Raw genomic sequence first — 21,872 nt, forward strand, 5'->3', positions numbered from 1 at the left:
TTTTCTACTTTTTCATTAACCAACAATTCATTAATTACTATAAAATCAAATTATTGGTCCATTGTAATCATTACATTATTACAGGTAACTTTCCTTCCGGTTCATATGGATTTTCAAATAGTTCTGCCAATACTTTCAAACTGTTTGATGTATATTCATAAACAGCTATTCCATATACATTTTCAGGTAGATATTTCAAATCATAGGGATTTCTAAGCGCTAACACAATTACTTTATTATTCCTCACAGCTACTTTTTTTATCAGCTCCAATTGTCCTTTGTTTAAATGTCCATTGTATGTTCCTATTACAACAGTGCTATATGATTCAACTTCTTCTAATGCCATTTCAATTTCTGTAGAATCTGGATCTTTTGATATAATTTTTCCTCGTCCACCAAATCTATCAGCCATATATTTTGGAAAATTCAATGTATTATCTTTTTTATTTGATACGTTAGTTGCTCTAAAAGGTAACGTTCCAATAAACAATGGATTTTGTCCAAGTTCTGGTAAACTTTTTGTTGGCATTTTAACCGGAGTAATGGATTTTTTTAATAATTGTGATACGTAATTTTTACCATACTGTTCATCAAAAATAATTTCTGTATCAGAGTTATCAATGAACTTATTTTTCCAGTACAAAATTTTATCTATGGAACAGTCCATTTCTTCCATTGAAAGTTCTCCACTATCAAATGCCTTTGTAAGTGTTTCAGATACATCTTTGACTAGCCTTGTTGTGTGAGAAATAAATATCAAGTCCACTCCTGCCTTAATAGCTAACTTGATACCTTCTATTGTACCATAAGATTGCTGGATTGCCTGCATTTCCATACAATCACTGATTACCAATCCCTGAAATCCCATTTTTTCTTTTAACATATCATTAACGATTTCTCTTGACATGGTAGCTGGTAATTTATTATCTATAATTTTCGGAAACAAAATATGAGCTGTTGTAATTGCTGGTATTCCTTCTACTATCACCCTTTTGAAGGGTATCAACTCACATTTTTCAAGTTCTTCTAACGATTTATTTATCTGTGGCAAGCCAAGATGAGAATCTATATTAGTATCACCATGACCTGGAAAATGTTTTGCAGATGCCATGACACCACCATCCAACAAACCTCTTGTCATTGCAGCTGCATATTCTGCGACTTTTTCTGGTGAATCTCCATAGCTTCTAACTCCGATAACAGGATTATCCATATTGGAATTGATATCAACTACTGGTGCAAGATTAAAATTAACTCCTAGCTTTTTTAATTGTCTTCCTGTTATTTTTCCAGCTTGATATGCATATTCAGTTTCTCCTGTTGCAGCTATAGCCATTGCCCCAGGAATATTCACACTATCTTCTGCTAATCTTGTTACCATTCCACCTTCTTGGTCTATAGTAATAAAAGCTCCTATTCCAGTATGTTCTTTAATTAGTTTTTGTAAATCAGAACATAATTTTTTTAATTGTGAACCATTTTCTATATTCTCTTTGAACAATATTATATTAGATATTTTATATTCTCTTATCATTTTTTCTAGTTCTTCAGTTATTTTCGTCCCTGAAAAACCCACCACAAGACGCTGGCCTATCTTTTCTGGTAATGTTAAATTCATACTCTTTTTATCTCCTTATACACAAATATTATACTTTTTCATATTGTCTATTGTTTTCTATAGCACGTGATATATGTCCATTTGCTTCTACCAAGGTTTGTTCTGCCTCATCAACCATCAGATTACACTTAATCATAACTATTGCTGTTTTCGCTGAGTAACCACATTTTTTTAATACTTCTCTTGCATATAAATCATCTACTCCCGTAGCACTTTTTACAATTGAAACTGTACGCTCGAATAATTTTTTGTTACTGGCTTTTACATCAACCATGAGATTACCATATACTTTTCCAAGTTTAATCATGGTAGCTGTACTAAGCATATTCAAAACCATCTTTTGCGCTGTACCGCTTTTCAGACGTGTTGAACCTGTTATAACTTCTGCTCCTGGTAGAGGAACGATAGCAACATCACACATGTCATTTAATTTGGACCCTTTAGAACAAGTTAAACTTATTGTCTTAGCACCAATACTATTGGCATATGTTACAGCACCTAATACATAAGGTGTTCTTCCACTAGCAGCAATACCAACCAATACATCTCTATTACTGAATTGTATATTCCTAAGCTCATCTTCTCCTAATTCTGAACTATCTTCAGCACCTTCAACTGCTTTAATAATAGCACCTCTACCTCCTGCTATTAATCCTTGTATAAGTTCAGGTTCAACACCAAATGTAGGAGGACATTCTACAGCATCTAATATACCTAAACGTCCTGAAGTCCCACAACCAATATAGATCAACCTTCCTCCATCGGCAATTTTTTCATATATTATCTCAACTGCTTCTGCTATATGAGGCAACTCTTTTTCCACTGCACCGGCAACTTTCTTATCTTCATCATTCATCAACTGCAATACTTCTATAGTTGTCAATAAGTCAATGTTTTTGGTACGTTCATTTTTTTGTTCAGTTTCTATATCACTTAGTTTCATCATTGTCTTTCACCTCATTTTTCTAACCTTTAACAGAGCCTATTGTAAGCCCTTTAACAAAATACTTTTGTAAAAATGGATATAAAATAATTATTGGTAATGTTGATGTTATTATAACTGCTGATTTTATTGATATCGCAATAGTAGCTTTATCAGCAGAACCAGCCGCATCACCCAACATAGAAGTTCCATTAACTATATTTCTTAAAAATAACATAACAGGAAACTGGTCTGTATTTAAATAAATCAACCCATTAAACCAATCGTTCCAGAAAAATACTGCTGTATATAATCCAATAGTCGCTAGAGCAGGCTTGGATAATGGAACAACTATTCTTCTTAAAATCCCGAAATACCCTAGTCCATCTATCAGTGCAGCTTCTTCAATTTCATTAGGGATAGATTTAAAAAAGTTTATAAGAATGATTAAGTTGAATTGATTAATTGCAAATGGTACCAGCATAGCAAATCTTGTTCCTGTCAAATTCAAACTTGATATCAATAGATAATTAGGAATCAGTCCCCCTGAAAAAAACATAGAAAAGACTACTAATTTCATGAAAAATTTCTGACCTCTCAAACTCTTCTTTGATAAAGGATATGCAAATAAAGTGGTCATTATTAAAGCAATTAATGTTCCAACTACAGTATAAAATATTGTATTTCCATATGCTTTAAAAAAATTGGGATAAGCAAATATCTGCTTGTATGCTTCAAAGTTTATTCCTACTGGTATCAATGCTACTTCATTATTAATAATTGCTTTCGGTTCTGAAATAGATACCGCTAACATATACAAAAAAGGTACTAGACATACAAGAAGTACGAATATCATAATTATATATATGATTACATCAAATACGATACTACCTTTTGATCGACATGCTTTCATATAACCCCTCCCTAATATATTCCTTCATCTGTAAGTTTTTTACTGATAGCATTAGATGATGAAACCAAAATTACACCAATAATTCCACTGAATAGTCCGATAGCTGTTGCATATGAATAATTTTGATTAGCTAAACCCGTACGGTAGACCAATGTATCAATAATATCACTTACCCCTGAATTGGAAGGTGTATACATAAGTAATACTTTTTCAAAACCTAGACTCAACATACGTCCTACGTTAAGAATCAATAAAACCATAATAGTTGGCATGATTGATGGAATTGTTACATAAAATATCTGCTGCAATCTGTTAGCACCGTCTATCTTTGCTGCTTCAAACAAATCTGAATTAATTCCTGTAATTGCTGCTAAATAAATAATTGCTGTCCAGCCTGTATACTGCCAAGTATCTGTTAATATATATAACTTTCTGAAATATTTAGCATCATTCATGAAATAAATAGGTTCTATTCCAAATGTACTCTGCAGGAAGTTATTTAGAAGTCCTGAACTAGGTGATAAGATTTCACCCAAAATAGCTATAACTACAACTGTTGAAATAAATCTTGGCATATAGGAAACTGTTTGTACTGCTTTCTTAAAATGAACATTTCTAACCTCATTTATAAGAATTGCAAATATTATAGGTATTGGAAAATTTATTAACAAGTTCAAGAGTGATAATATTATCGTATTACCAAATGCATTCCAAAACGCTGAATCCTGCATAAACATCTTAAAATATCTGAATCCCACCCATTTGACACCAAATGGACCCATTCCAGGTCTATAACGTCGAAATGCTAATACATTTCCAAACATAGGAATATACTTGAACACTATGAAATAAATTAATGGAAGTATCATCATTGCATATAATTGCCAATAACGTGTTAAATGCTTTCTAAAACTGCTTTTAGGTATATAATCTTGTTTATGTAAATGTTGCTTCTTATATATAGCCATGAGCTAACCTCCCTGCTTTATAAAGACCTCCTCTCATAAAAAATGAGAGGAAAGCCTTCATTATATATTGTATTATTTTGCTAAATTATCATTATAAAGATTACAGAACTCATCAATTTTCAATGATTTCATTTCTTTCACATAAGCATCCCAATCTTTTTCAACATCTTTTTTACCAGTTATAAATGCATCAGCCCAGACTTCGAATTTATCAAACAATGGCGTCTGTAACACACCTGCATCTTCTGATTTCATATCATCAAATAATGGTGTTGGAGGTATAGGCTGTATTACGTCACCCATATCTGCTACTTCTTTATTTATTCGAGCATAATTTTCATCATATTTCGTCATTTCTCTTGAATTAACCCATACCATTTGAGTTACATCAGAACCACATCCATATTTGATTTGAAGGCTCTTATAAACACCTTCTTCTGAATTAACAAGTTCATCTGCATATTTTATTTCACCATTTTCTTCAGTATAAGTTACACCTTCAACACCTAAGCACCAAAGTTTTGCTCCTTCTTCTGAATAAAAAACTTTATCTATCGTTCTTACAATTCTTTCAAAATCATCGCGTTTAGCAGTCTTTGCTGGGAACATGATACCTGAACCAGTACTGCTCTTAGGTTGGTGATGAGCACCAGCAGAACCTTCTAGTGATGGATACATCTGTAATTTATAACCATCAATTTCTGTTGAACCTTCTAATCCGCCTATTTGGTCATAATATGCATATGTAGCCATTGATTTTCCTGTAGCCATTTTTTGAGACCATATGTCTCCATTGATTGGATCTGCCATTTCTGGATCAAGTAAACCTTCTCTATATAATTTTGCCAAGTAACCTATGTATTCTTTGTATCCATCACTTATTGCACCTGAGAAATATTCCTCTTTATCATAATCCCAGCTAAGTGTATTAGTTCCTGATGATCCGTTTTTACCTAGACTTACTCCGAATGAAGGCATTGTCATACGATAAAGTACACGTGGACCTGCTAATATAGTAAGTGGATATGATTCAGGATTCTTTTCTTTATATGCTTTCAATATTCCATATAGATCATCAAATGTCTTTGGCGCATTTATTCCTTCTGCCTCTAAGAAATCTTCTCTTAGAATAAGACCACCATCATAAAAAGGAATGTCATAGAGACTAGGTAGATAATAACGTTTTCCATCAGCTAAATTCAACTCATCAACAGTATCTTGTAGTCCGAAATCTTTTACTAGTTCATTAAAGTTAGGTGTGAAATCTGAGTAATCACTAATTGGAACTAGAGCACCATTTAGCGCAAGTGAAGCATTTTCACCTTTTGTTGATTGATATAGGATTACATCTGGTGTATTAGTTCCTGTATTTAATGCAAGTGATACTTTTGTTTGATAATCTGCTATTGGGATGACTTCCCAATCAAATTCCACATTGAACATTTTTTCTGCTTCTTTTACAGTTAACCAGTCTTCTCTAAATGGCAACGTTGCGTTATCAGAATAGTAGATTCTAATTTTTACAGGATCTTCTTTTTGTTTATCCGCTTCATTATTTGTTTGATCTTCTGTTTCTTTTTGTGTCTTTGAAGAATCCACAATATCATTATCTGTATTCTTTTTCCCACAAGCACATAATAAAGTCATAACCATAGTTACCACTAATAATAGCGATATAAATTTTTTCATAAAAACATCCTCCTAATTATACGATTTTGTGTTTCAGTGAAATAAAGTTTTGAAAATATATTTCATATATTTTTAAAAATTATTGTATATTTATTTCACACTTGTATATTATCACTTTTTATCAGACACGTCAATAGTTTTAACAAATTAATTAATATATCTGTTGGCTGAGTATTTTTTTTGTCTAACATGCACAATTTCTTATATGACTTTTCTTTTGCACAAAAAAATATGCTGTATAAGACAGCATATTGTATAGTAAAATTATATTGTTTCTTTCCTATTTTACGTTAAGACCAAGTTGATGAGCGGCAATAATTGCTCCATAAACGCCCTCAACAGTGATATCAAAAGGCATATTATAAATTGTTTCACCTTCTGCACAAGCTAACTCAGCAACTTTCATTATTTTCTCTCTTGTTATTTCCTCTACCCCTAAATCTCTTAAGCTTACAGGTAATCCAATCGATTTACAATAAGAAAGTACAGTGTTCAATTCTTCTATAGGTGCATTTTCTAACACTAAATGTACAATAACACCAAAAGCAACCTTTTCCCCATGGAAATAATTATGTGTCTCTTCTAGCGCTGTCAATCCATTGTGAATAGCATGAGCCGCTGCCAATCCACTGCTTTCAAACCCTAATCCGCTTAATAGTATATTAGATTCAATTATGTTCTCCAAAGCAGGTGTTACTACATTATTATCACATGCAGCCAATGCTTTCAATGAATCGGACAAAAGAGTCTCATAACATAATTCTGCAACAGCTAAAGCAGCTAGAGTACTTTTACCCCCTGGAATATTATTAGCATATGCTTCTCTACATGATCTTGCCTCAAAATATGTTGATAGAGCATCACCCATCCCCGCAACTAAAAATCTACTAGGAGCTTTTGCAATTATTCCTGTATCAACTAAAACCAAGTCTGGATTTTTCTTAAAGAAAATGTATTCTTCGAATTCACCGTTTTCTGTATAGACTACTGCTAAAGAGCTACAAGGTGCATCTGACGATGCTATAGTGGGAATTATAATTACTGGTTTATTCTCAAAATGAGCTACTGCTTTGGCTGTATCTAGAGCTTTACCACCTCCTAATCCAACGATTACATCACAATCATTCTCGACACTTTTTCTTCTTAATCTCTCAATTTCTTTTTTGGTACACTCTTCTTTAAAATCACCATGAATCATATTGAAATTCTCTTTCTTATTAGCTTCAACTAATTGCTGTTCAACTCTTTTCTCATCGTCTGATGATGCTACAAGAAGCGCATTGTATCCAAAATCTCTAACATAAATACCTAGATTAGATAATTCACTATTACCTTGTAGATATTTCAGTGGTGATATAAGTACTTTTTTCATAATTCATTTCTCCTTATAATTATTATTGCTAATCAACTTAATTTAATAAAAATGGGATTGTAGTTATAGCGAAAACATTATATATTTTTTTGATGTTAATTGTTTCAGTTGTTGATATTTTAACCAATATTTTGAAATTTATTATACATACAAAAGCATCATTTCGGCCATAATTTACCAATAATATTTTCATTGTAATTTATTACATATTAAGTAATATTTTTTTAATAAATTTTAATTATATTTTAATATGATATTTCGAGTTTTTAATATATAATAAGATAGTGTACAATAACAACTCTCAATAAATGACAATTAAATTAATTTTTTTATATAAAGCATCAAAATTTTATTAGCGTAATTTAATGTAAATAATAAAAGCTCTATAATATTTATATATAATATCTTTTTTACAATAATAATTATGTAGATAACTAGAATATCTTATATTTATTCTTATCTTGCTACATTCTTAAATAATCATTTTCTTACGTTTTCCGAGTATTGCTTACAGTTGTAAAAAAAATAATTTTTTTAAACTTTTTACCTACTCAAACAGTCTTATATATGAGAAGCCGGCCATTTATCATATAAGAAAACTGTATAATGCAAATTAAGGAATGTTTTATAGAAAAAAAAGAAATATATAAAGAAATTTGAATAATAAATTATATAAATATTGGGAGAATGTACAACAACTAATTATTGACAAAAATATCTATACTGGATTATGATGAGAGAGGAAAAAAGATGAATAATTATTCAAATACGAGAAGACCAAGTTACATAAAGGAAAGAAAAAAAAGAAGAGTACGTAGGATAATAATGTTGATAGTATTAATCACTGTATTAATACTGGTGCTATTTAAAAAAGATATAAAAAACATCTTCAATCCACATACAAAAACTCCTACACTTTCGGAAACTGACAATAATGAAAAAAATGTAGAGAATGGAAACAATGCAACCGCAACTGAAAATAATAATGATGGAAACAAAGAAAACATCACTGAAAATGCTCAAGGAAGTAATGAACCAACTAAACAAACTGGTACTACCAATGAAACTGAATCAAACAACAGTGAGTCAACTAATACAGAAGCTACAGCAAAGATTATCGATGGATATAATTTTTCTGAACCAGTACCAGCAAGTGATGCTGTAGAAGAAACCTATTTTGATGATGCTGTATTTATAGGTAATTCTAGAACAGAAGGGGTTATGCTATATTCCCATCCTTCTAAATCAACATCATATACACATAAAGGCTTAATGGTTAACACAATCTTCACTAAACCTTATATAAATGATAACGGTACTAAAATAACTGTAATTGATGCAATTAAAAAAGCTGAATTCAAGAAAATATATATCATGTTAGGTATTAATGAAACAGGATGGGTTTCAACTGACACATTTATAGAAAAATATGAAGAGATCGTTGATGCTGTCAAAGAATCTCACCCCGATGCAATTATATATATACAATCAATTTTACCAGTTACTGCAAAATTGTCCTCTACACATAGCTATGTCAAGAACTCTAAAATAGCAGAATATAACACTCGTATCGCTAAGATGGCAGAAGAAAAGCAAGTGTACTATGTTAATGTTGCAGAATCAGTAATGGATAAAAATGGTTGTCTATACGATGATGCTGCAGTAGATGGAATTCACCTAAAAAAACCATATTGCGAAAAATGGGTTGAATACTTAACTACACATACCACAGAAAAAATCAAGTAATTTTTTATATTATTTACTCATCTTTCCTATTTAATTAAGCGTTGCATAATAAAAAACTAACCTATTGCCTGCATTATATTAAATGTGGAAAGTTTGAGTTATTTATCAATATAAATTTTAATATAAAATTAACTAAGTACTTATAAAATGTACTTAACTAACTTAAAGAGGAGATTAATATCATGAAAAAAAATTATTGTATCTTATTTGCTATTATAATCAGCTTATTTGCATTTGTAGGATGTAAAAATGACGACAAAGAAGTAACACTTGATATAAGTGATTTGGCTACTAATCTGAACGAAAAAATCGAATTTGTAGATGATTTAACCAAAATTGATGATAGTAGTATACAAACCATATATCAAATAGATTATGCAGTAGCATCAGAAGTATATGTAAGCAGTGGTGCAACAGCTGAAGAAATTGCAGTCTTTGAGCTTGAAGACAAAGAAGATGCAGATAAAGCATACAAAGCTTGTGAAGAACGAATAGAAACTCAAAAAGAAGCTTTTGAAACTTATATACCAGAAGAAATGGAAAAATTAGATAATGCTGTTATTAAAAAAGTTGGTAAATATGTTATTGTTTGTATAGCTGATAATAATACCGCAGAAGATGTTATAAGTACTTACGTTGATTAATTATATTCCTGACAAAACAGTACATAGGCTTACTAATTGATATGACAGAAAGTTACGGAGGATATTTTTAAATGATTTTTAGCACACCTATTTTTATATTTGTATTTTTGCCATGTATTTTAGCAGTTTATTACGTTAGTCCTAGGAAATTTAAAAATACAAGCTTGTTTCTAGCAAGCTTGGTTTTTTATGCTTGGGGCGAACCTGTTTATGTTAGTATAATGTTGTTTTCGACTGTATTTGATTTTGTGAATGGTTTGTTTATAGAAAAATTCAAACTACAAAACAAGATTACTAAATCTAAGATCATATTGATTATTTCGATAGTCGGTAATCTGTCAATACTTTTTTTCTTCAAATATAGTGATTTTGTAATAAATAATATAAATCAATTGTTCTCACTGGATATAAAAAATCTAGACTTGAAACTGCCAATAGGTATCTCTTTTTATACATTTCAAACAATGTCTTATACCATTGATGTATATAGAGGTAAAGTAAAGGCTCAAAAGAATATCATTGATTTTGGAACGTTCGTTTCACTATTCCCACAGCTGGTAGCTGGACCAATTGTGAGATACAAAACAATAGCAGAACAATTAAAAAGCAGAGTACATAGTATAGACAAGTTTTCTGAAGGCGTTAGACGTTTTATAATTGGTCTTGGAAAAAAAGTTCTACTTGCCAATAATATAGGAATGATTTGGGAACAGATATCCAGTTCAAACATAAATAATCTGCCCCTTTCATCTGCATGGCTTGGAGCGATATGTTTCAGTTTGCAAATCTATTTTGATTTTTCAGGTTATTCAGATATGGCTATCGGACTTGGAAAAATGTTAGGTTTTGATTTCTTAGAAAACTTTAATCTTCCATACATATCAAAAAGTATAACAGAATTTTGGAGAAGATGGCATATTTCTCTTGGAACATGGTTCAAGGAATACGTATATATACCTTTAGGTGGAAGTAGAAAAGGTACCAAAAAACTTATTAGGAATATGTTCATAGTATGGGCATTAACAGGTTTCTGGCATGGTGCAAACTGGAACTTCGTATTCTGGGGTATATATTTCGGGATAATATTAATTATGGAAAAATTATTCTTACTGGAACTACTACAGAAATTACCTAATTCCATTAAGCATCTATATACTTTATTTCTAGTGATTATAAGCTGGGTAATTTTTTCAATTGAGGACACAGCTATGTTAGGTAAATATCTAAAAGCCATGTTTGGATTGAACAGTGCCCCTATAATGAATAACGAAACTATTTACTTATTCTGCACGAACATATTTCTAATTATTGCATGCATCATTGCAGTAACTAATTTGCCCACTTACGTGAACAATAAGTTACAGAAATTCAGATATATAAACTTATTATACACTTGTAAAAACATTTGCTATCTATGTATTTTTGTTGTATCCATTAGCTTTCTGATAGGTGCATCATATAATCCATTTTTATACTTTAGATTCTAGGGAGGAATTCAAGTGAAACTAATACATAATGCTATATTAGCCATACTTTTTATCATAATAATTTTCGCAGTATTTCTTTCTAATATGATTAAGCCTGATAGAAAATTCTCTGAGAACGAAAATAGATATTTAAGTACCAAACCTAAATTTTCCTTTGAACGATTACTTGAAGGAAAATATTCTAAGGATATAGAAAAATATATAGACGATCAATTCATCTTTAGAGAAAACTTCATAACTGCAAAATCAAATATAGAACAACTGTTTCCAAGAAAAGATATAAATGGTGTTTATTTAGGAAAAGATGATTATCTAATAGAGAAATGTTTAGAAAAAGATTTTAATTATGCTCAGCTTGACAAAAATATAGAACTCGTGAATTCATTTGCATCAACTAACGATAGTCTAGATGTAAGTATGATTATTGTTCCTACTTCTTCATTAGTGATGAATGATAAATTACCAGATAATGCACCTATGTTCAATCAGCAAAAAGTATTTGATAATCTTAACAAAAGATTTAATTCTTTACGTTATATAGATGTATCACAAACATTGATTGAACATAATAATGAATATATATTCTATAAATCCGATCATCATTGGACAACATTCGGTGCTTATTATGCATATATGGCCTATTGTAAGAACTTAGGGATGAAACATAATTCTTATGAATCTTATAATATAGAAAATGTAACAAAATCTTTTAAGGGAACCTATTATTCCAAAGTACTTTTAGATAATATATATGACCAAATAGATATATATAAAACAAAAGACCAGTCTCCCTATAAGGTATATTACAATAATTCAAAAACCGTAACGGATAGCGTTTTTGATTATGATAAATTGGAAGAAAAAGATCAATATCAAATATTTTTCGGCGGAAATCATCCAGAACTAAAAATTGTACAAGAAGAAAATACCGCAGAGGAAAAAAATCTACTTGTGATTAAAGACTCATACGCTAATAGTTTCGTTCCGCTTATCATGAACAACTATAATAAAGTCTGCATGATTGATTTAAGATATTTTAATGGTAATTTGAATGAATATATCAAAGATAATAATATAACCGATGTTTTATTTCTATATGGAATAATGAGTTTTTCCAATGATAATGTCTTTAATAAATTAATATAAACGTACAACAAAGTAGCTACTACTGAATAATAGTTTGCTACTTTGTTTTTTTCTATATTATTTTATAGACTCTTTACCATTTCTTGATTAAATCAGCTATTTAATATTCTATGCCTTTTACCGCCATTCTACCTTCATTATAATAATGCTTCTTCTCTTCACAAATTGTCACTAAATCCACAGCATCCATGAGCTTTTCAGGTGCATTCCTTCCAGTTATAACTATATTAGTTCTATCAGGTCTATTTTTAAACACATCAATGCAGTCTTCTACAGATAAGACATCTTCTATAGGAAATCTATCTATAGCAAATACATTATTTATTTCGTCTAATACAATGAGGTCATACTCTCCACTATTAATCTTGTCTTTAGTTAATTCCCATGCTTCTGTAATACCTTTTTTGTGGTCCTCGATATCATTGATATTAGTGAATCCCTTACCCATTGAATACATTTCAACATCTAGCTTTTTAAAAACTTCACGTTCACCTATTAATATATCTGCTGATTTAATGAACTGAATTATACATACTTTTTTGCCATGACCTATTGAACGGATTGCTAAGCCAAATGCAGCAGTACTTTTACCTTTACCATTACCTGTATAACATAATACAACTCCCTTTTGATTATTACTCATTCAAATTTCCTCCTTATTTTTCCATAATGATATAGTTATACCATTAGCTTTTACTTTATTTAAAATGCATTCACCTCTATTAGATGAAAGATATCCACAAGGTTCACTGACACATGTTACACCAATAGTTCTTTCTACAAAATCAGAACCATGAAATAAGTACTGCACTTCTCTTATTTCATCAAGTGTTACGATATCCATAGGAACTTTTAATGATCTAGCTAATTCAATTATACCTTTTTCATCTTTCTTTACTTCAACGGTAGATATTCTTGATATACGATTAATATTCATCTTCAAGTCTTCTAACACCATTAATAATTCTTTTGTAATCTGTTCTTTCGTCTTACCTCTTTTACATCCTATTCCAAGTGTAATGTTTCTTTTATAGAGATATGATACTTGGCAATCAGCTTTAATTATATTACCTTCTATGACTATTAACCCTTTAATGTTATGTTTCTCTATACTATGACTAATATTATCTTCATCTATTCTTATGAAGTTTTTGGGTAAATCAATACTAATTTCAATATTACTAATTATACCGATATTCTCTCCATTGACAATATGTGCTGTAACATCTTTCGCATCATTGAAATCATCTATATAGCACCCAAGTTTCATTGCTAAAGTATCCACTGCCAGAGTGTTATTAACATCAGAAGAGGTAGTTATTACTGCATTAGCATCTAAAAAATCAGCAATTCTTGTAGTATAATCATTGGCACCTCCAAGATGCCCCGATAAAAGGCTTATAACATATTTACCATGTTCATCTATAACAATAACTCCTGGATCTACGGATTTGTGTTTTATATGAGGCGCTATCAATCTAACTACTATACCTGTTGCCATAATGAATATGAGCATATCATAATCATCCATCAATTTCTTGATATTATCTCTTAGTGGCAATTTTATAAGTTCAGCATATTCACTTTCATTTTCTTTATGGGTATAGATATCTATATCATCATATTCTCTTAAATTCATTGCAAGATCTAGTCCACCTCTAGTAAGTGTTATTAATGCAACCTTCAATATGTTACCACCTTTCTTAACCTAAATCACCTATTACTTTAATAAATGTCGCAAAACAATATAATCTCTTACTTTAAACTACTTTTCAGGTTATATCGTTTATATAATTAATTAGATTATCAATATCAATGAATACTTTTGGATAATCAATTTTAGGTCTACCAATTATTATAACTTTAGCATTACAATCCTCAGCTGCTTGGAGTTTTTCTTCTAACATACCCTGACTACCGCTTTCCTTAGTTACTAATATCTTGCAATTATAATTTTTCAACATAGCTATATTCAAATCTTTTGCAAAAGGTCCTTTCATAGCTATAATCTGGTCAGGTAAGACATTAAGCTTTTCTAACTTTTCTATATTACCAGATTGAGGTAATATTCTTATAAAAGCTCTATTTTTATCTTTAATCTCTTGTAAAATATGCTCAATATCTTTACTCCCAGTTGTTATCAGTACATTACCTTGAAGTCTGTTAATCATTTTTCCGGCTTCTTCATAGGAATAACAATAAACGTACTTTTCTTCATCTTTTTTTATCAATGGTCTTTCATAACGTATATATTTAATCCCTAGAGATTTACTGATACTGATTGCATTCTCAGAGACTAATTTTGCATATGGATGAGTTGCATCAACAATTAAACCAATATTGTTATTGATACAATAAGTTTTTAATTCACTCTCATCTTTTTTTCCACATATAATAGAACCCTCAAAATTCTTTCTTGCAACTTCTTTTCCGTATTCTGTTGCAGTACTGAGAACTAGACCAGTTGAAATTTTTCTGATCATATTGGCTATTATGATACTTTCACTTGTTCCACCTAATATCAGAATCATATTTTATACCCTCTTGATGTGACCATATAATCATTTAACCATTTTGTCTGTTTATTACCTATGATTACTGTACAGAACATATCAATTTCTTCTGTTTTAATATGTGATATATCAGTTCTAATGATCTCTTGTTCTTTTCTATAAGCCATTCTGATAATACCAACTGGAGTATTATCGTCTCTCTCTTTTCTAATGATTCTTATGGCTTCATCTAGATAATCTGGTCTCTTGGAACTTCTAGGATTATAAAGAGCTATAACAAAATCTGCTTTTGATGCCATATCAACTCTATTTAATATTTTTTCATAAGGTGTCATATAATCACTAAGACTAATTGTACAGAAATCTTCCACAATAGGTGCCCCAAGTAATGCTCCACATGAAATAGCCGCTGTTACACCAGATACGACTTCTATTTCTATGTAATTTTCCAATTGTTTAGTATGTACCAGTTCTATTAATAATCCGGCCATGCCGTATAATCCACCATCTCCACTACAGACTATACCTACTTTCCTACCTTGTAATGCCTCTTCTATAGCCATTTCACATCGGTCAATTTCTTTTCCCATACCTTTGCTTATGACTTTTTTGTTATCCAGCAACTTGTTTATCTGCTCTATGTAAACCTTATAACCTGCTATAACATCACATGATTTGATTATATCCATAGCTTTTAATGTCATATTTTCTAATTGCCCAGGTCCAATACCTATTACAAAAATCTGACCTTTCATACTATCTCTCCTCACTGCTGACTGCTGTTCTATACATATGACTGAAACCTTTATCATATAGTTTAGATAAAGAATATTCATCAGACATGAAATCACCTATTAGTATTTGAGCAAATCTAGTTATATTAGCTTTCTTTACTTTATCCTCAATATCAACTAATGTTCCTCTAACTATTTTTTCATCTTCCCAAGTTGCTTTATATACCACTGCGACAGGAGTTTTTTCATCATAACTCTTTTTTAGTTTTCCTATGACATCACCAATAGATTGCACTGATAAGAATATTGCCATTGAAGCTTTATGTTTAGCTAATTCTTCAAGTTTACCACCTTCACCATGACCTGTTCTTCCTGGTAATCTTGTTATAATTATTGTCTGTGAGACATCAGGTAATGTAAATTCTTCTTTTAATCTAGAAGCTGCTGCTACAAAAGAGCTAACCCCAGGTATTACATCAAATTCAATTTTATGTTGTATCAGTCTATCCATCTGCTCCCTAATTGCACCATAAATAGATGGATCTCCTGTATGCAATCTAACAACTTTTTTATTATCTTTTTCCATTGATACCATTACTTCAATAACTTCATCCAAATCCATCTTAGCGCTATTATATATGATGACATCTTCTTTACAATAAGTATCAATCAATTTAGGATTTACTAAAGATCCAGCATATATAACACAATCGGCTTCATTTAGAGCCTTCATTCCCTTAACAGTAATTAATTCAACATCTCCTGGTCCTGCTCCAACAAATAAAATCATCTCATGTACTCCTTATTCTTCTTATTTTTATAAGTAATTTTGTTAATTGTCCTAGCCTAATAATTAAAATAGCACCTACATTAATCTTGCAGAGATTATATATATAGGATTATTAGCCTTCATCATCCACCCTGCTATCTTATGCCCTTTTGATACTTGAACCATTGCAACATCAATATCTTTAAATCTACCTTCCAGCGCAGCTAAAATCTTGTATGTACTATCTATTAATATAGTATTCGCAACAAAAACTCCTTCTGGTACTAGATGATCAGTTGCAAAGTCGATTATATTATCAATATGTCTGCTGCCACCCCCAAGGAAAATACTATCATAATTTTTCTTAGGTATATCATTAGGCGCTGACCCTTCAATTATATTTACATTATTTAATTCGAATTTATTAACATTTTTTCTTGTAATATTGACTGCCTCTTCTTTCTGATCTATAGCCGTTACCTCACCTTGGTTACATATCAAACCACATTCTACAGTTATACTGCCTGTACCACATCCGATATCTAAAACTCTTGAGGTTGGATTCAACCTAAGTTTTGATATAGCTATAGCTCTTACTTCTGACTTCGTCATGGGCACTTTATCTCTAATGAATTCTTCATCTGGTATCCCAAACATAGTTCTATTATTATCCATTATTCTCTATCACCACCACACTTAATGCTGAAAACTGTTGTATCATAATGTTTTCAGGAATATCTATAGTAATCTTTTCATCATCATAAGAAAGATTCTCACCAACAATCATTTTGATATCATATAAGCCTTTTTCAATCAACTGTTTTGCAATATTATCAGGAGAATTTTTCTTGTCGGTTAATAAAAATACGCCTTTCTTGTCTTTCAATTTCTCTATCCACTTAATCTCTCTACCATGAAGACTATATAATCCATAATCTTTATAACTTTTTCCTATCTTACTGAAAAGATATTGATAAGAACTTATACCCGGTACTACATTAATATATTCTTTACCTATCTTAACTTGTAAGTAATCAAGCAAACTATAAAATCCTGTATCACCAGAAACTATAACCGTCAACTTTCTTCTGGTTTTATTTGTATTAATGAAATCACACATATCAGAGAGATTAGAATTATATAGATATACATCTTTATTATAAGATTCAAAAATATCCAGATTCCTTTTTCCTCCAATAATTACATCTGACTCTTCTATAATCTTGTAAGCCATAGGAAGAATATAATCCTTATGTCCTGGTCCTATACCGACTACATTTACTTTATTCATGTTCTATCTCTCCTATAATAGACTCAACTTTATCACTTACCGCTAGTAAATCTGTCATATTAAAATAAATAACACCTATCTCTATATTACCATAGATATACCCTTCACAATTGTCCGCTGCTTTGTTAGCTAGAGTTGTGAAGACTTCTTCCATACCTGTTCTTTTAATAATCTTAGTTGCTTCATCAGTTGTTGTACACTGCATAATGCTTATGAGATTTTCTCTATCCATACCCATCATACCGAGATAAGCAGTTAATATCTCCATCCTAGTGGAGCTGACTCTACTATGAGTATAATATATACCTCCAGCAGGTTTGATTAGTTTTCCTATATGTCCTGCTATTATTATTTTTTCAAATCTTAATTCTGCACATTTCTCCAATGCAAATCCAAGATAATTACTTATCTTAACGATATATACATCTTCAATAGGATAATATTCGGATAATAATTTCTCACCAATATTACCGGGTACCAATATGACATATTTACTGTTCTTCTTAATAGCCATTTTGAGTTCTATGAAAATAGTCTCTTTTAATGCATCTTCCGACATAGGTTCTACTATTCCTGTAGTTCCAAGGACGGATAACCCTCCAACAATACCTAATTTTGGATTAAATGTCTTTTTAGCCAATTCCTCGCCTTGAGGTATACTAATAATGACATCCACCCCTTCTATTTCTTCCATAATACTTTCAACTGACTGTGTTATCATTTTGAGTGGTGTAGGATTAATGGCATAATGGTTAATAGGTACCTGTAATCCTTCCTTAGTAACTATACCCACTCCTTTACCTCCAATGATATTGATTTTATTATCATCCCGCTTTATTACCTCAGCAAAGATTTCAACACCATTAGTAATATCTGGATCATCACCAGAATCTTTCACTATACAACAAGATGCTTTATCTTCATCAAACTTACATTTATGAACATCCAAGTTTAAATTCCAACCTTTTGGTGTGATGATTTTAACTGAATCAATCTTCTCTTGATTTTTCAACATATAACAAGCAGCTTTCGTAGCGGCTGCAGCACAAGAACCAGTCGTATATCCTGTTCTTAATTTTTTACAGCCTTTGTATATGTATCTACTGTTTTGCAAGTTTTTTCACCGCTTCTCTTAGAACTGCATTAATTATCGCTACTGCAATAGTACTTCCACCTTTTCTACCTTTTGTTATTATTGAAGGAATATCTTCTTCCCATAGAGCATCCTTAGATTCAGTAGCCCCTACAAATCCTACCGGAACACCAATTACCGCTTTTACTGAACCAATTTTATTTTTATTACTTTGATCTATAAGTCTAAAAAGTGCCGTTGGGGCATTTCCTACAGCAAAGACTTTATCCCCTGGCATCTCTAGAGCTAAATCTACTGCTGCCATTGAACGTGTAATACCTTTTTCTTTAGATATTCTATAGGCCTCATCTGATCCCACTAAACACTTAATTCTAATACCTAACTGCTCTGTAAGTTTTTTGCTAATACCTGCTTTTATCATTTGTGTATCAGTAATAATTGTACAACCACTTGCAAAAGCTTCTAATATGATATTCTCAACTTGGTTTTTAAATAACAAAATGTCCTCATATATAAAATCTGTCGTTGTATGGATAACTCGTTGCATAATACTTAATCTCAATGGTGTAAGATCTGTATTTTTCATGCTCTCATATATAATCCTGAAACTCTCTTCTTCTATCTTTCCTGGGTTTTTTATAAAATCATGCATTGTTTATCTCCTTTTGTCTCTTTATTATAGATGCTGTATACAGAAATTTTTCTGGTATTGATGGTTCAGCTGGAAAATAAATATGAGGGTACATACCATATGCATTTTTATACAATTTTCCGCAATACCATATCTTATTACCTTTTTCTCCTATGACATATGTAGGTTCTTCCTCTGTTCTATCAACCACTGATCTATGAAATTCGTGAGCTCTAAATACAGTATCTTCATCAAATAGAGGGGTTCTCCCTTTAGTTTTTATAGAAACATAACCGAAATTCTGAAGTCTTTTTTTCATATAAGCTCCACCTTTAAATATTCCTACCATTCTATAAGTTTCACTTTCCAGATTGGTTATTGTTTCGTGAAGATACATGTAACCACCACATTCTGCATATATAGGAATATTCTCATCAGCTTTTTCCTTAATATCTTGCATTAAACTCATGTTATTAGATAATTCCTTAGCAAATACCTCTGGATAACCTCCTGCTAAATATATACCATCACATTTTTCTGGTAATAACTTATCTTGTAATGGACTAAAATAATGAATTTCAGCTCCTAGTCCTTTCAACATTTCTATATTCTCATTGTAATGAAATGAAAAAGCCTTATCCTTTGCCACTGCAATATGCACACCATAAATTTTATTAGATTTTAGTATATTTGTATCTTCTAACATTTCTGTATTATTGGCTATTTCAATTAACTTATCAATGTCTATGGTACTTGTTATAGTCTCAGCCAATTTATTCACCTTGGCAGTGATATCCTCTATTTCACTACTTTGAATCAATCCTAGATGTCTACTTTCCAACTTAACATCATCTAATTTCGGTAGATAGCCTATTACTGGAACATTAGTATTTTTCTCAATAGTTTCTTTTAGTATTTCATAATGTCTTCCTGACATAGGAATATTGATGATTACTCCTTCTAAAGAAACATCTCTAAAAGTTTTCATGCCATGCACTATTGCTGCTGCACTAGTTGACATACCTTTTGCATTCATTACTAAAATAACTGGTGCTTTCAGTATCTTAGATATATGTGCTGTACTTCCTAGCATAGGCTCTTTTCCATAGCCATCGTATAATCCCATTACTCCTTCAATAATATTTATATCCGCTTCTTTACTGTATTTATTAAATAAATATATATTCCTCGATTCTTCTAGAAGCCATCCATCTATGTTAATGCTTGGTCTACCAGTCACCGTTTCATGAAATCCTGGATCTATATAATCAGGACCTACTTTATACGGTTGTACTTTTAATCCTCTTTTGCACAATGTAGCCATTAATGCTATAGTAAGGGTTGTTTTTCCTGTTCCACTGTGTGGTGCAGATATTATTAGCCTAGGGTTTGTTTTATTGGTCATTGATTATCCACTGCTTCCTTTAGATGATTGATATATATTTTTCTGATAGCTTCATTAGCACCTAATCCTTTGGTTATTGTTTTAACTTCTATGTTGTTGGTCGATAATATATTTTTCCATGAATCATCTTCATCACCTGCCATGTCATTGTGTGCATGGTCTCCTGCAACTATCAAAAATGGCATAAGGACTGTTTTACTGTACTTATCTCTTTTCAGCCTTTTTATAACTGATTCTATACCATCTTCTATAGTTCCTATGAATATGGGTAATTGTTCATTCTCAATAAGATATTGTAAATAATAGTAACTGGCATTAGCATAATGTTCTGTACCATGCCCCATCAGTACTACAGCTTCATCAGGCTCTACTTGTGGAATATAAGTTTTCAATGCTTCTATGACTTGTTTATAATCATTTTTATGATACAGTAAAGGGTTAGAAAGAGTAATATGTACATTCTTATTATGATTCAATATATTAACGATAGTTTTAATCTTATCATATTCAAAACCTGGTATTATGTGGGTCGGTTGAACAATTATTTCTTCGAACCCTTCTTCAATCAATTGTTTTATGGCTTCTTCAGGTGTGTTAATAAATATATTTTCTTTCTTTAACTTTCTTAGGATAATATTAGAAGTAAATGCACGTACTACATTATAATCGGTAAAAGTTGTTTCTATTAATCTTTCTATAGGTTCTATTTGTTCTTTTCTTGCTTGTTCATAACTACTCCCAAAACTTGTAACAACTATGGCTTTTTTCTTATTCAATACAACTACCTCCTTTTTTCTAAAATACAACTAAGGAAAGACCAAAGAGGCTACGCCCTCTGAAAAGATTTTAGGGAAAATTATCGTATTCATTAAAAAACTCTTATCTACAACGAGATAAGAGCATGATATTAACAATATTTATTAAATAGTCT

Annotated in this window: 21 protein-coding genes; 4 read left to right on the plus strand and 17 right to left on the minus strand. The window is 31.0% G+C overall.

Going from position 1 to position 21,872, the window contains the following annotated elements; translation table 11 throughout:
* Positions 1-70 precede the first annotated feature (70 nt).
* From nagZ to QMG30_RS18990, 6 genes are all read right to left on the minus strand, one after another.
* Positions 71-1,618, minus strand: coding sequence for a beta-N-acetylhexosaminidase (gene nagZ / locus QMG30_RS18965; RefSeq protein WP_281818152.1), 1,548 nt, complete (start codon positions 1,616-1,618; stop codon positions 71-73).
* Positions 1,619-1,646: 28 nt separating this feature from the next.
* Positions 1,647-2,564 carry an N-acetylmuramic acid 6-phosphate etherase gene (murQ, locus tag QMG30_RS18970; RefSeq protein WP_281818155.1) on the minus strand — a complete coding sequence of 306 codons (918 nt, stop codon included), beginning with the start codon at positions 2,562-2,564 and terminating at the stop codon, positions 1,647-1,649.
* Between the two features lie 19 nt (positions 2,565-2,583).
* Positions 2,584-3,453, minus strand: coding sequence for a carbohydrate ABC transporter permease (locus tag QMG30_RS18975; RefSeq protein WP_281818157.1), 870 nt, complete (start codon positions 3,451-3,453; stop codon positions 2,584-2,586).
* A gap of 11 nt (positions 3,454-3,464) precedes the next feature.
* Positions 3,465-4,421, minus strand: a complete 957-nt coding sequence (locus QMG30_RS18980; protein WP_281818158.1) for an ABC transporter permease — start codon at positions 4,419-4,421, stop codon at positions 3,465-3,467.
* A 72-nt stretch (positions 4,422-4,493) separates the two neighbouring features.
* Positions 4,494-6,110 (minus strand): extracellular solute-binding protein, encoded by a 1,617-nt coding sequence (locus QMG30_RS18985; protein WP_281818160.1) that lies wholly within the window; start codon positions 6,108-6,110, stop codon positions 4,494-4,496.
* 280 nt (positions 6,111-6,390) lie between these two features.
* Positions 6,391-7,482, minus strand: a complete 1,092-nt coding sequence (locus QMG30_RS18990; RefSeq protein WP_281818162.1) for a glycerol dehydrogenase — start codon at positions 7,480-7,482, stop codon at positions 6,391-6,393.
* Positions 7,483-8,232: 750 nt separating this feature from the next.
* Here QMG30_RS18990 and QMG30_RS18995 point away from each other — a divergent pair.
* From QMG30_RS18995 to QMG30_RS19010, 4 genes are all read left to right on the plus strand, one after another.
* Positions 8,233-9,228, plus strand: coding sequence for a GDSL-type esterase/lipase family protein (locus QMG30_RS18995; protein WP_281818165.1), 996 nt, complete (start codon positions 8,233-8,235; stop codon positions 9,226-9,228).
* Positions 9,229-9,410: 182 nt separating this feature from the next.
* Positions 9,411-9,872 (plus strand): DUF4358 domain-containing protein, encoded by a 462-nt coding sequence (locus QMG30_RS19000; RefSeq protein WP_281818166.1) that lies wholly within the window; start codon positions 9,411-9,413, stop codon positions 9,870-9,872.
* A gap of 71 nt (positions 9,873-9,943) precedes the next feature.
* Complete coding sequence (locus QMG30_RS19005) at positions 9,944-11,359, plus strand: MBOAT family O-acyltransferase (RefSeq protein WP_281818168.1); 1,416 nt, start codon at positions 9,944-9,946, stop codon at positions 11,357-11,359.
* 12 nt (positions 11,360-11,371) lie between these two features.
* Entirely contained in the window at positions 11,372-12,505 is a 1,134-nt protein-coding gene (locus QMG30_RS19010; protein WP_281818170.1) for a DHHW family protein, read from the plus strand.
* 100 nt (positions 12,506-12,605) lie between these two features.
* On the opposite strand, the gene QMG30_RS19015 is transcribed toward QMG30_RS19010, so the two are convergent.
* From QMG30_RS19015 to QMG30_RS19065, 11 genes are all read right to left on the minus strand, one after another.
* Complete coding sequence (locus QMG30_RS19015; protein WP_281818171.1) at positions 12,606-13,148, minus strand: cob(I)yrinic acid a,c-diamide adenosyltransferase; 543 nt, start codon at positions 13,146-13,148, stop codon at positions 12,606-12,608.
* Positions 13,149-14,192 (minus strand): cobalt-precorrin 5A hydrolase, encoded by a 1,044-nt coding sequence (gene cbiG, locus QMG30_RS19020; protein ID WP_281818173.1) that lies wholly within the window; start codon positions 14,190-14,192, stop codon positions 13,149-13,151.
* An 85-nt stretch (positions 14,193-14,277) separates the two neighbouring features.
* Positions 14,278-15,036, minus strand: coding sequence for a precorrin-6A reductase (gene cobK, locus QMG30_RS19025; protein WP_281818176.1), 759 nt, complete (start codon positions 15,034-15,036; stop codon positions 14,278-14,280).
* Entirely contained in the window at positions 15,033-15,773 is a 741-nt protein-coding gene (gene cobJ / locus QMG30_RS19030) for a precorrin-3B C(17)-methyltransferase (RefSeq protein ID WP_281818178.1), read from the minus strand. The genes cobK and cobJ overlap by 4 nt, the downstream gene beginning before the upstream one ends.
* A gap of 1 nt (position 15,774) precedes the next feature.
* Positions 15,775-16,542, minus strand: coding sequence for a precorrin-4 C(11)-methyltransferase (gene cobM, locus QMG30_RS19035; protein ID WP_281818180.1), 768 nt, complete (start codon positions 16,540-16,542; stop codon positions 15,775-15,777).
* Positions 16,543-16,617: 75 nt separating this feature from the next.
* The gene (cbiT, locus tag QMG30_RS19040; RefSeq protein WP_281818182.1) at positions 16,618-17,196 is read right to left on the minus strand and encodes a precorrin-6Y C5,15-methyltransferase (decarboxylating) subunit CbiT; all 579 of its coding nucleotides are present in this window, start codon (positions 17,194-17,196) and stop codon (positions 16,618-16,620) included.
* A complete protein-coding gene (gene cbiE, locus QMG30_RS19045; protein ID WP_281818184.1) occupies positions 17,189-17,812 on the minus strand; it encodes a precorrin-6y C5,15-methyltransferase (decarboxylating) subunit CbiE in 624 nt (207 codons plus the stop codon). The genes cbiT and cbiE overlap by 8 nt, the downstream gene beginning before the upstream one ends.
* Positions 17,805-18,926, minus strand: coding sequence for a cobalt-precorrin-5B (C(1))-methyltransferase CbiD (gene cbiD, locus QMG30_RS19050; RefSeq protein ID WP_281818186.1), 1,122 nt, complete (start codon positions 18,924-18,926; stop codon positions 17,805-17,807). The genes cbiE and cbiD overlap by 8 nt, the downstream gene beginning before the upstream one ends.
* Positions 18,913-19,557, minus strand: a complete 645-nt coding sequence (locus tag QMG30_RS19055) for a precorrin-8X methylmutase (RefSeq protein WP_281818189.1) — start codon at positions 19,555-19,557, stop codon at positions 18,913-18,915. Before QMG30_RS19055 ends, cbiD begins: the two co-directional genes overlap by 14 nt.
* On the minus strand, positions 19,550-20,941 hold the full coding sequence (locus tag QMG30_RS19060) for a cobyrinic acid a,c-diamide synthase CobB (RefSeq protein ID WP_281818190.1): 1,392 nt from the start codon (positions 20,939-20,941) through the stop codon (positions 19,550-19,552). The genes QMG30_RS19055 and QMG30_RS19060 overlap by 8 nt, the downstream gene beginning before the upstream one ends.
* The gene (locus tag QMG30_RS19065; protein WP_281818193.1) at positions 20,938-21,717 is read right to left on the minus strand and encodes a sirohydrochlorin cobaltochelatase; all 780 of its coding nucleotides are present in this window, start codon (positions 21,715-21,717) and stop codon (positions 20,938-20,940) included. Before QMG30_RS19065 ends, QMG30_RS19060 begins: the two co-directional genes overlap by 4 nt.
* Between the last annotated feature and the right edge of the window lie 155 nt (positions 21,718-21,872).

The sequence above is a fragment of the Vallitalea longa genome (assembly GCF_027923465.1).
GTDB classification, from domain to species: Bacteria; Bacillota; Clostridia; order Lachnospirales; family Vallitaleaceae; genus Vallitalea; species Vallitalea longa.

What these genes read in the sequence shown, in the direction of transcription:
- QMG30_RS19055 (WP_281818189.1), bottom strand. Translation starts at nt 19,557, where the DNA reads ATGCATGATTTTATAAAAAACCCAGGAAAGATAGAAGAAGAGAGTTTC.
- cbiE (WP_281818184.1), bottom strand. Translation starts at nt 17,812, where the DNA reads ATGAATAAAGTAAATGTAGTCGGTATAGGACCAGGACATAAGGATTAT.
- QMG30_RS19000 (WP_281818166.1), top strand. Translation starts at nt 9,411, where the DNA reads ATGAAAAAAAATTATTGTATCTTATTTGCTATTATAATCAGCTTATTT.
- QMG30_RS18995 (WP_281818165.1), top strand. Translation starts at nt 8,233, where the DNA reads ATGAATAATTATTCAAATACGAGAAGACCAAGTTACATAAAGGAAAGA.
- QMG30_RS18985 (WP_281818160.1), bottom strand. Translation starts at nt 6,110, where the DNA reads ATGAAAAAATTTATATCGCTATTATTAGTGGTAACTATGGTTATGACT.
- QMG30_RS18990 (WP_281818162.1), bottom strand. Translation starts at nt 7,482, where the DNA reads ATGAAAAAAGTACTTATATCACCACTGAAATATCTACAAGGTAATAGT.
- QMG30_RS18980 (WP_281818158.1), bottom strand. Translation starts at nt 4,421, where the DNA reads ATGGCTATATATAAGAAGCAACATTTACATAAACAAGATTATATACCT.
- QMG30_RS19060 (WP_281818190.1), bottom strand. Translation starts at nt 20,941, where the DNA reads ATGACCAATAAAACAAACCCTAGGCTAATAATATCTGCACCACACAGT.
- nagZ (WP_281818152.1), bottom strand. Translation starts at nt 1,618, where the DNA reads ATGAATTTAACATTACCAGAAAAGATAGGCCAGCGTCTTGTGGTGGGT.
- QMG30_RS18975 (WP_281818157.1), bottom strand. Translation starts at nt 3,453, where the DNA reads ATGAAAGCATGTCGATCAAAAGGTAGTATCGTATTTGATGTAATCATA.
- cobK (WP_281818176.1), bottom strand. Translation starts at nt 15,036, where the DNA reads ATGATTCTGATATTAGGTGGAACAAGTGAAAGTATCATAATAGCCAAT.
- cobJ (WP_281818178.1), bottom strand. Translation starts at nt 15,773, where the DNA reads ATGAAAGGTCAGATTTTTGTAATAGGTATTGGACCTGGGCAATTAGAA.
- QMG30_RS19005 (WP_281818168.1), top strand. Translation starts at nt 9,944, where the DNA reads ATGATTTTTAGCACACCTATTTTTATATTTGTATTTTTGCCATGTATT.
- cobM (WP_281818180.1), bottom strand. Translation starts at nt 16,542, where the DNA reads ATGATTTTATTTGTTGGAGCAGGACCAGGAGATGTTGAATTAATTACT.
- cbiT (WP_281818182.1), bottom strand. Translation starts at nt 17,196, where the DNA reads ATGGATAATAATAGAACTATGTTTGGGATACCAGATGAAGAATTCATT.
- QMG30_RS19015 (WP_281818171.1), bottom strand. Translation starts at nt 13,148, where the DNA reads ATGAGTAATAATCAAAAGGGAGTTGTATTATGTTATACAGGTAATGGT.
- murQ (WP_281818155.1), bottom strand. Translation starts at nt 2,564, where the DNA reads ATGATGAAACTAAGTGATATAGAAACTGAACAAAAAAATGAACGTACC.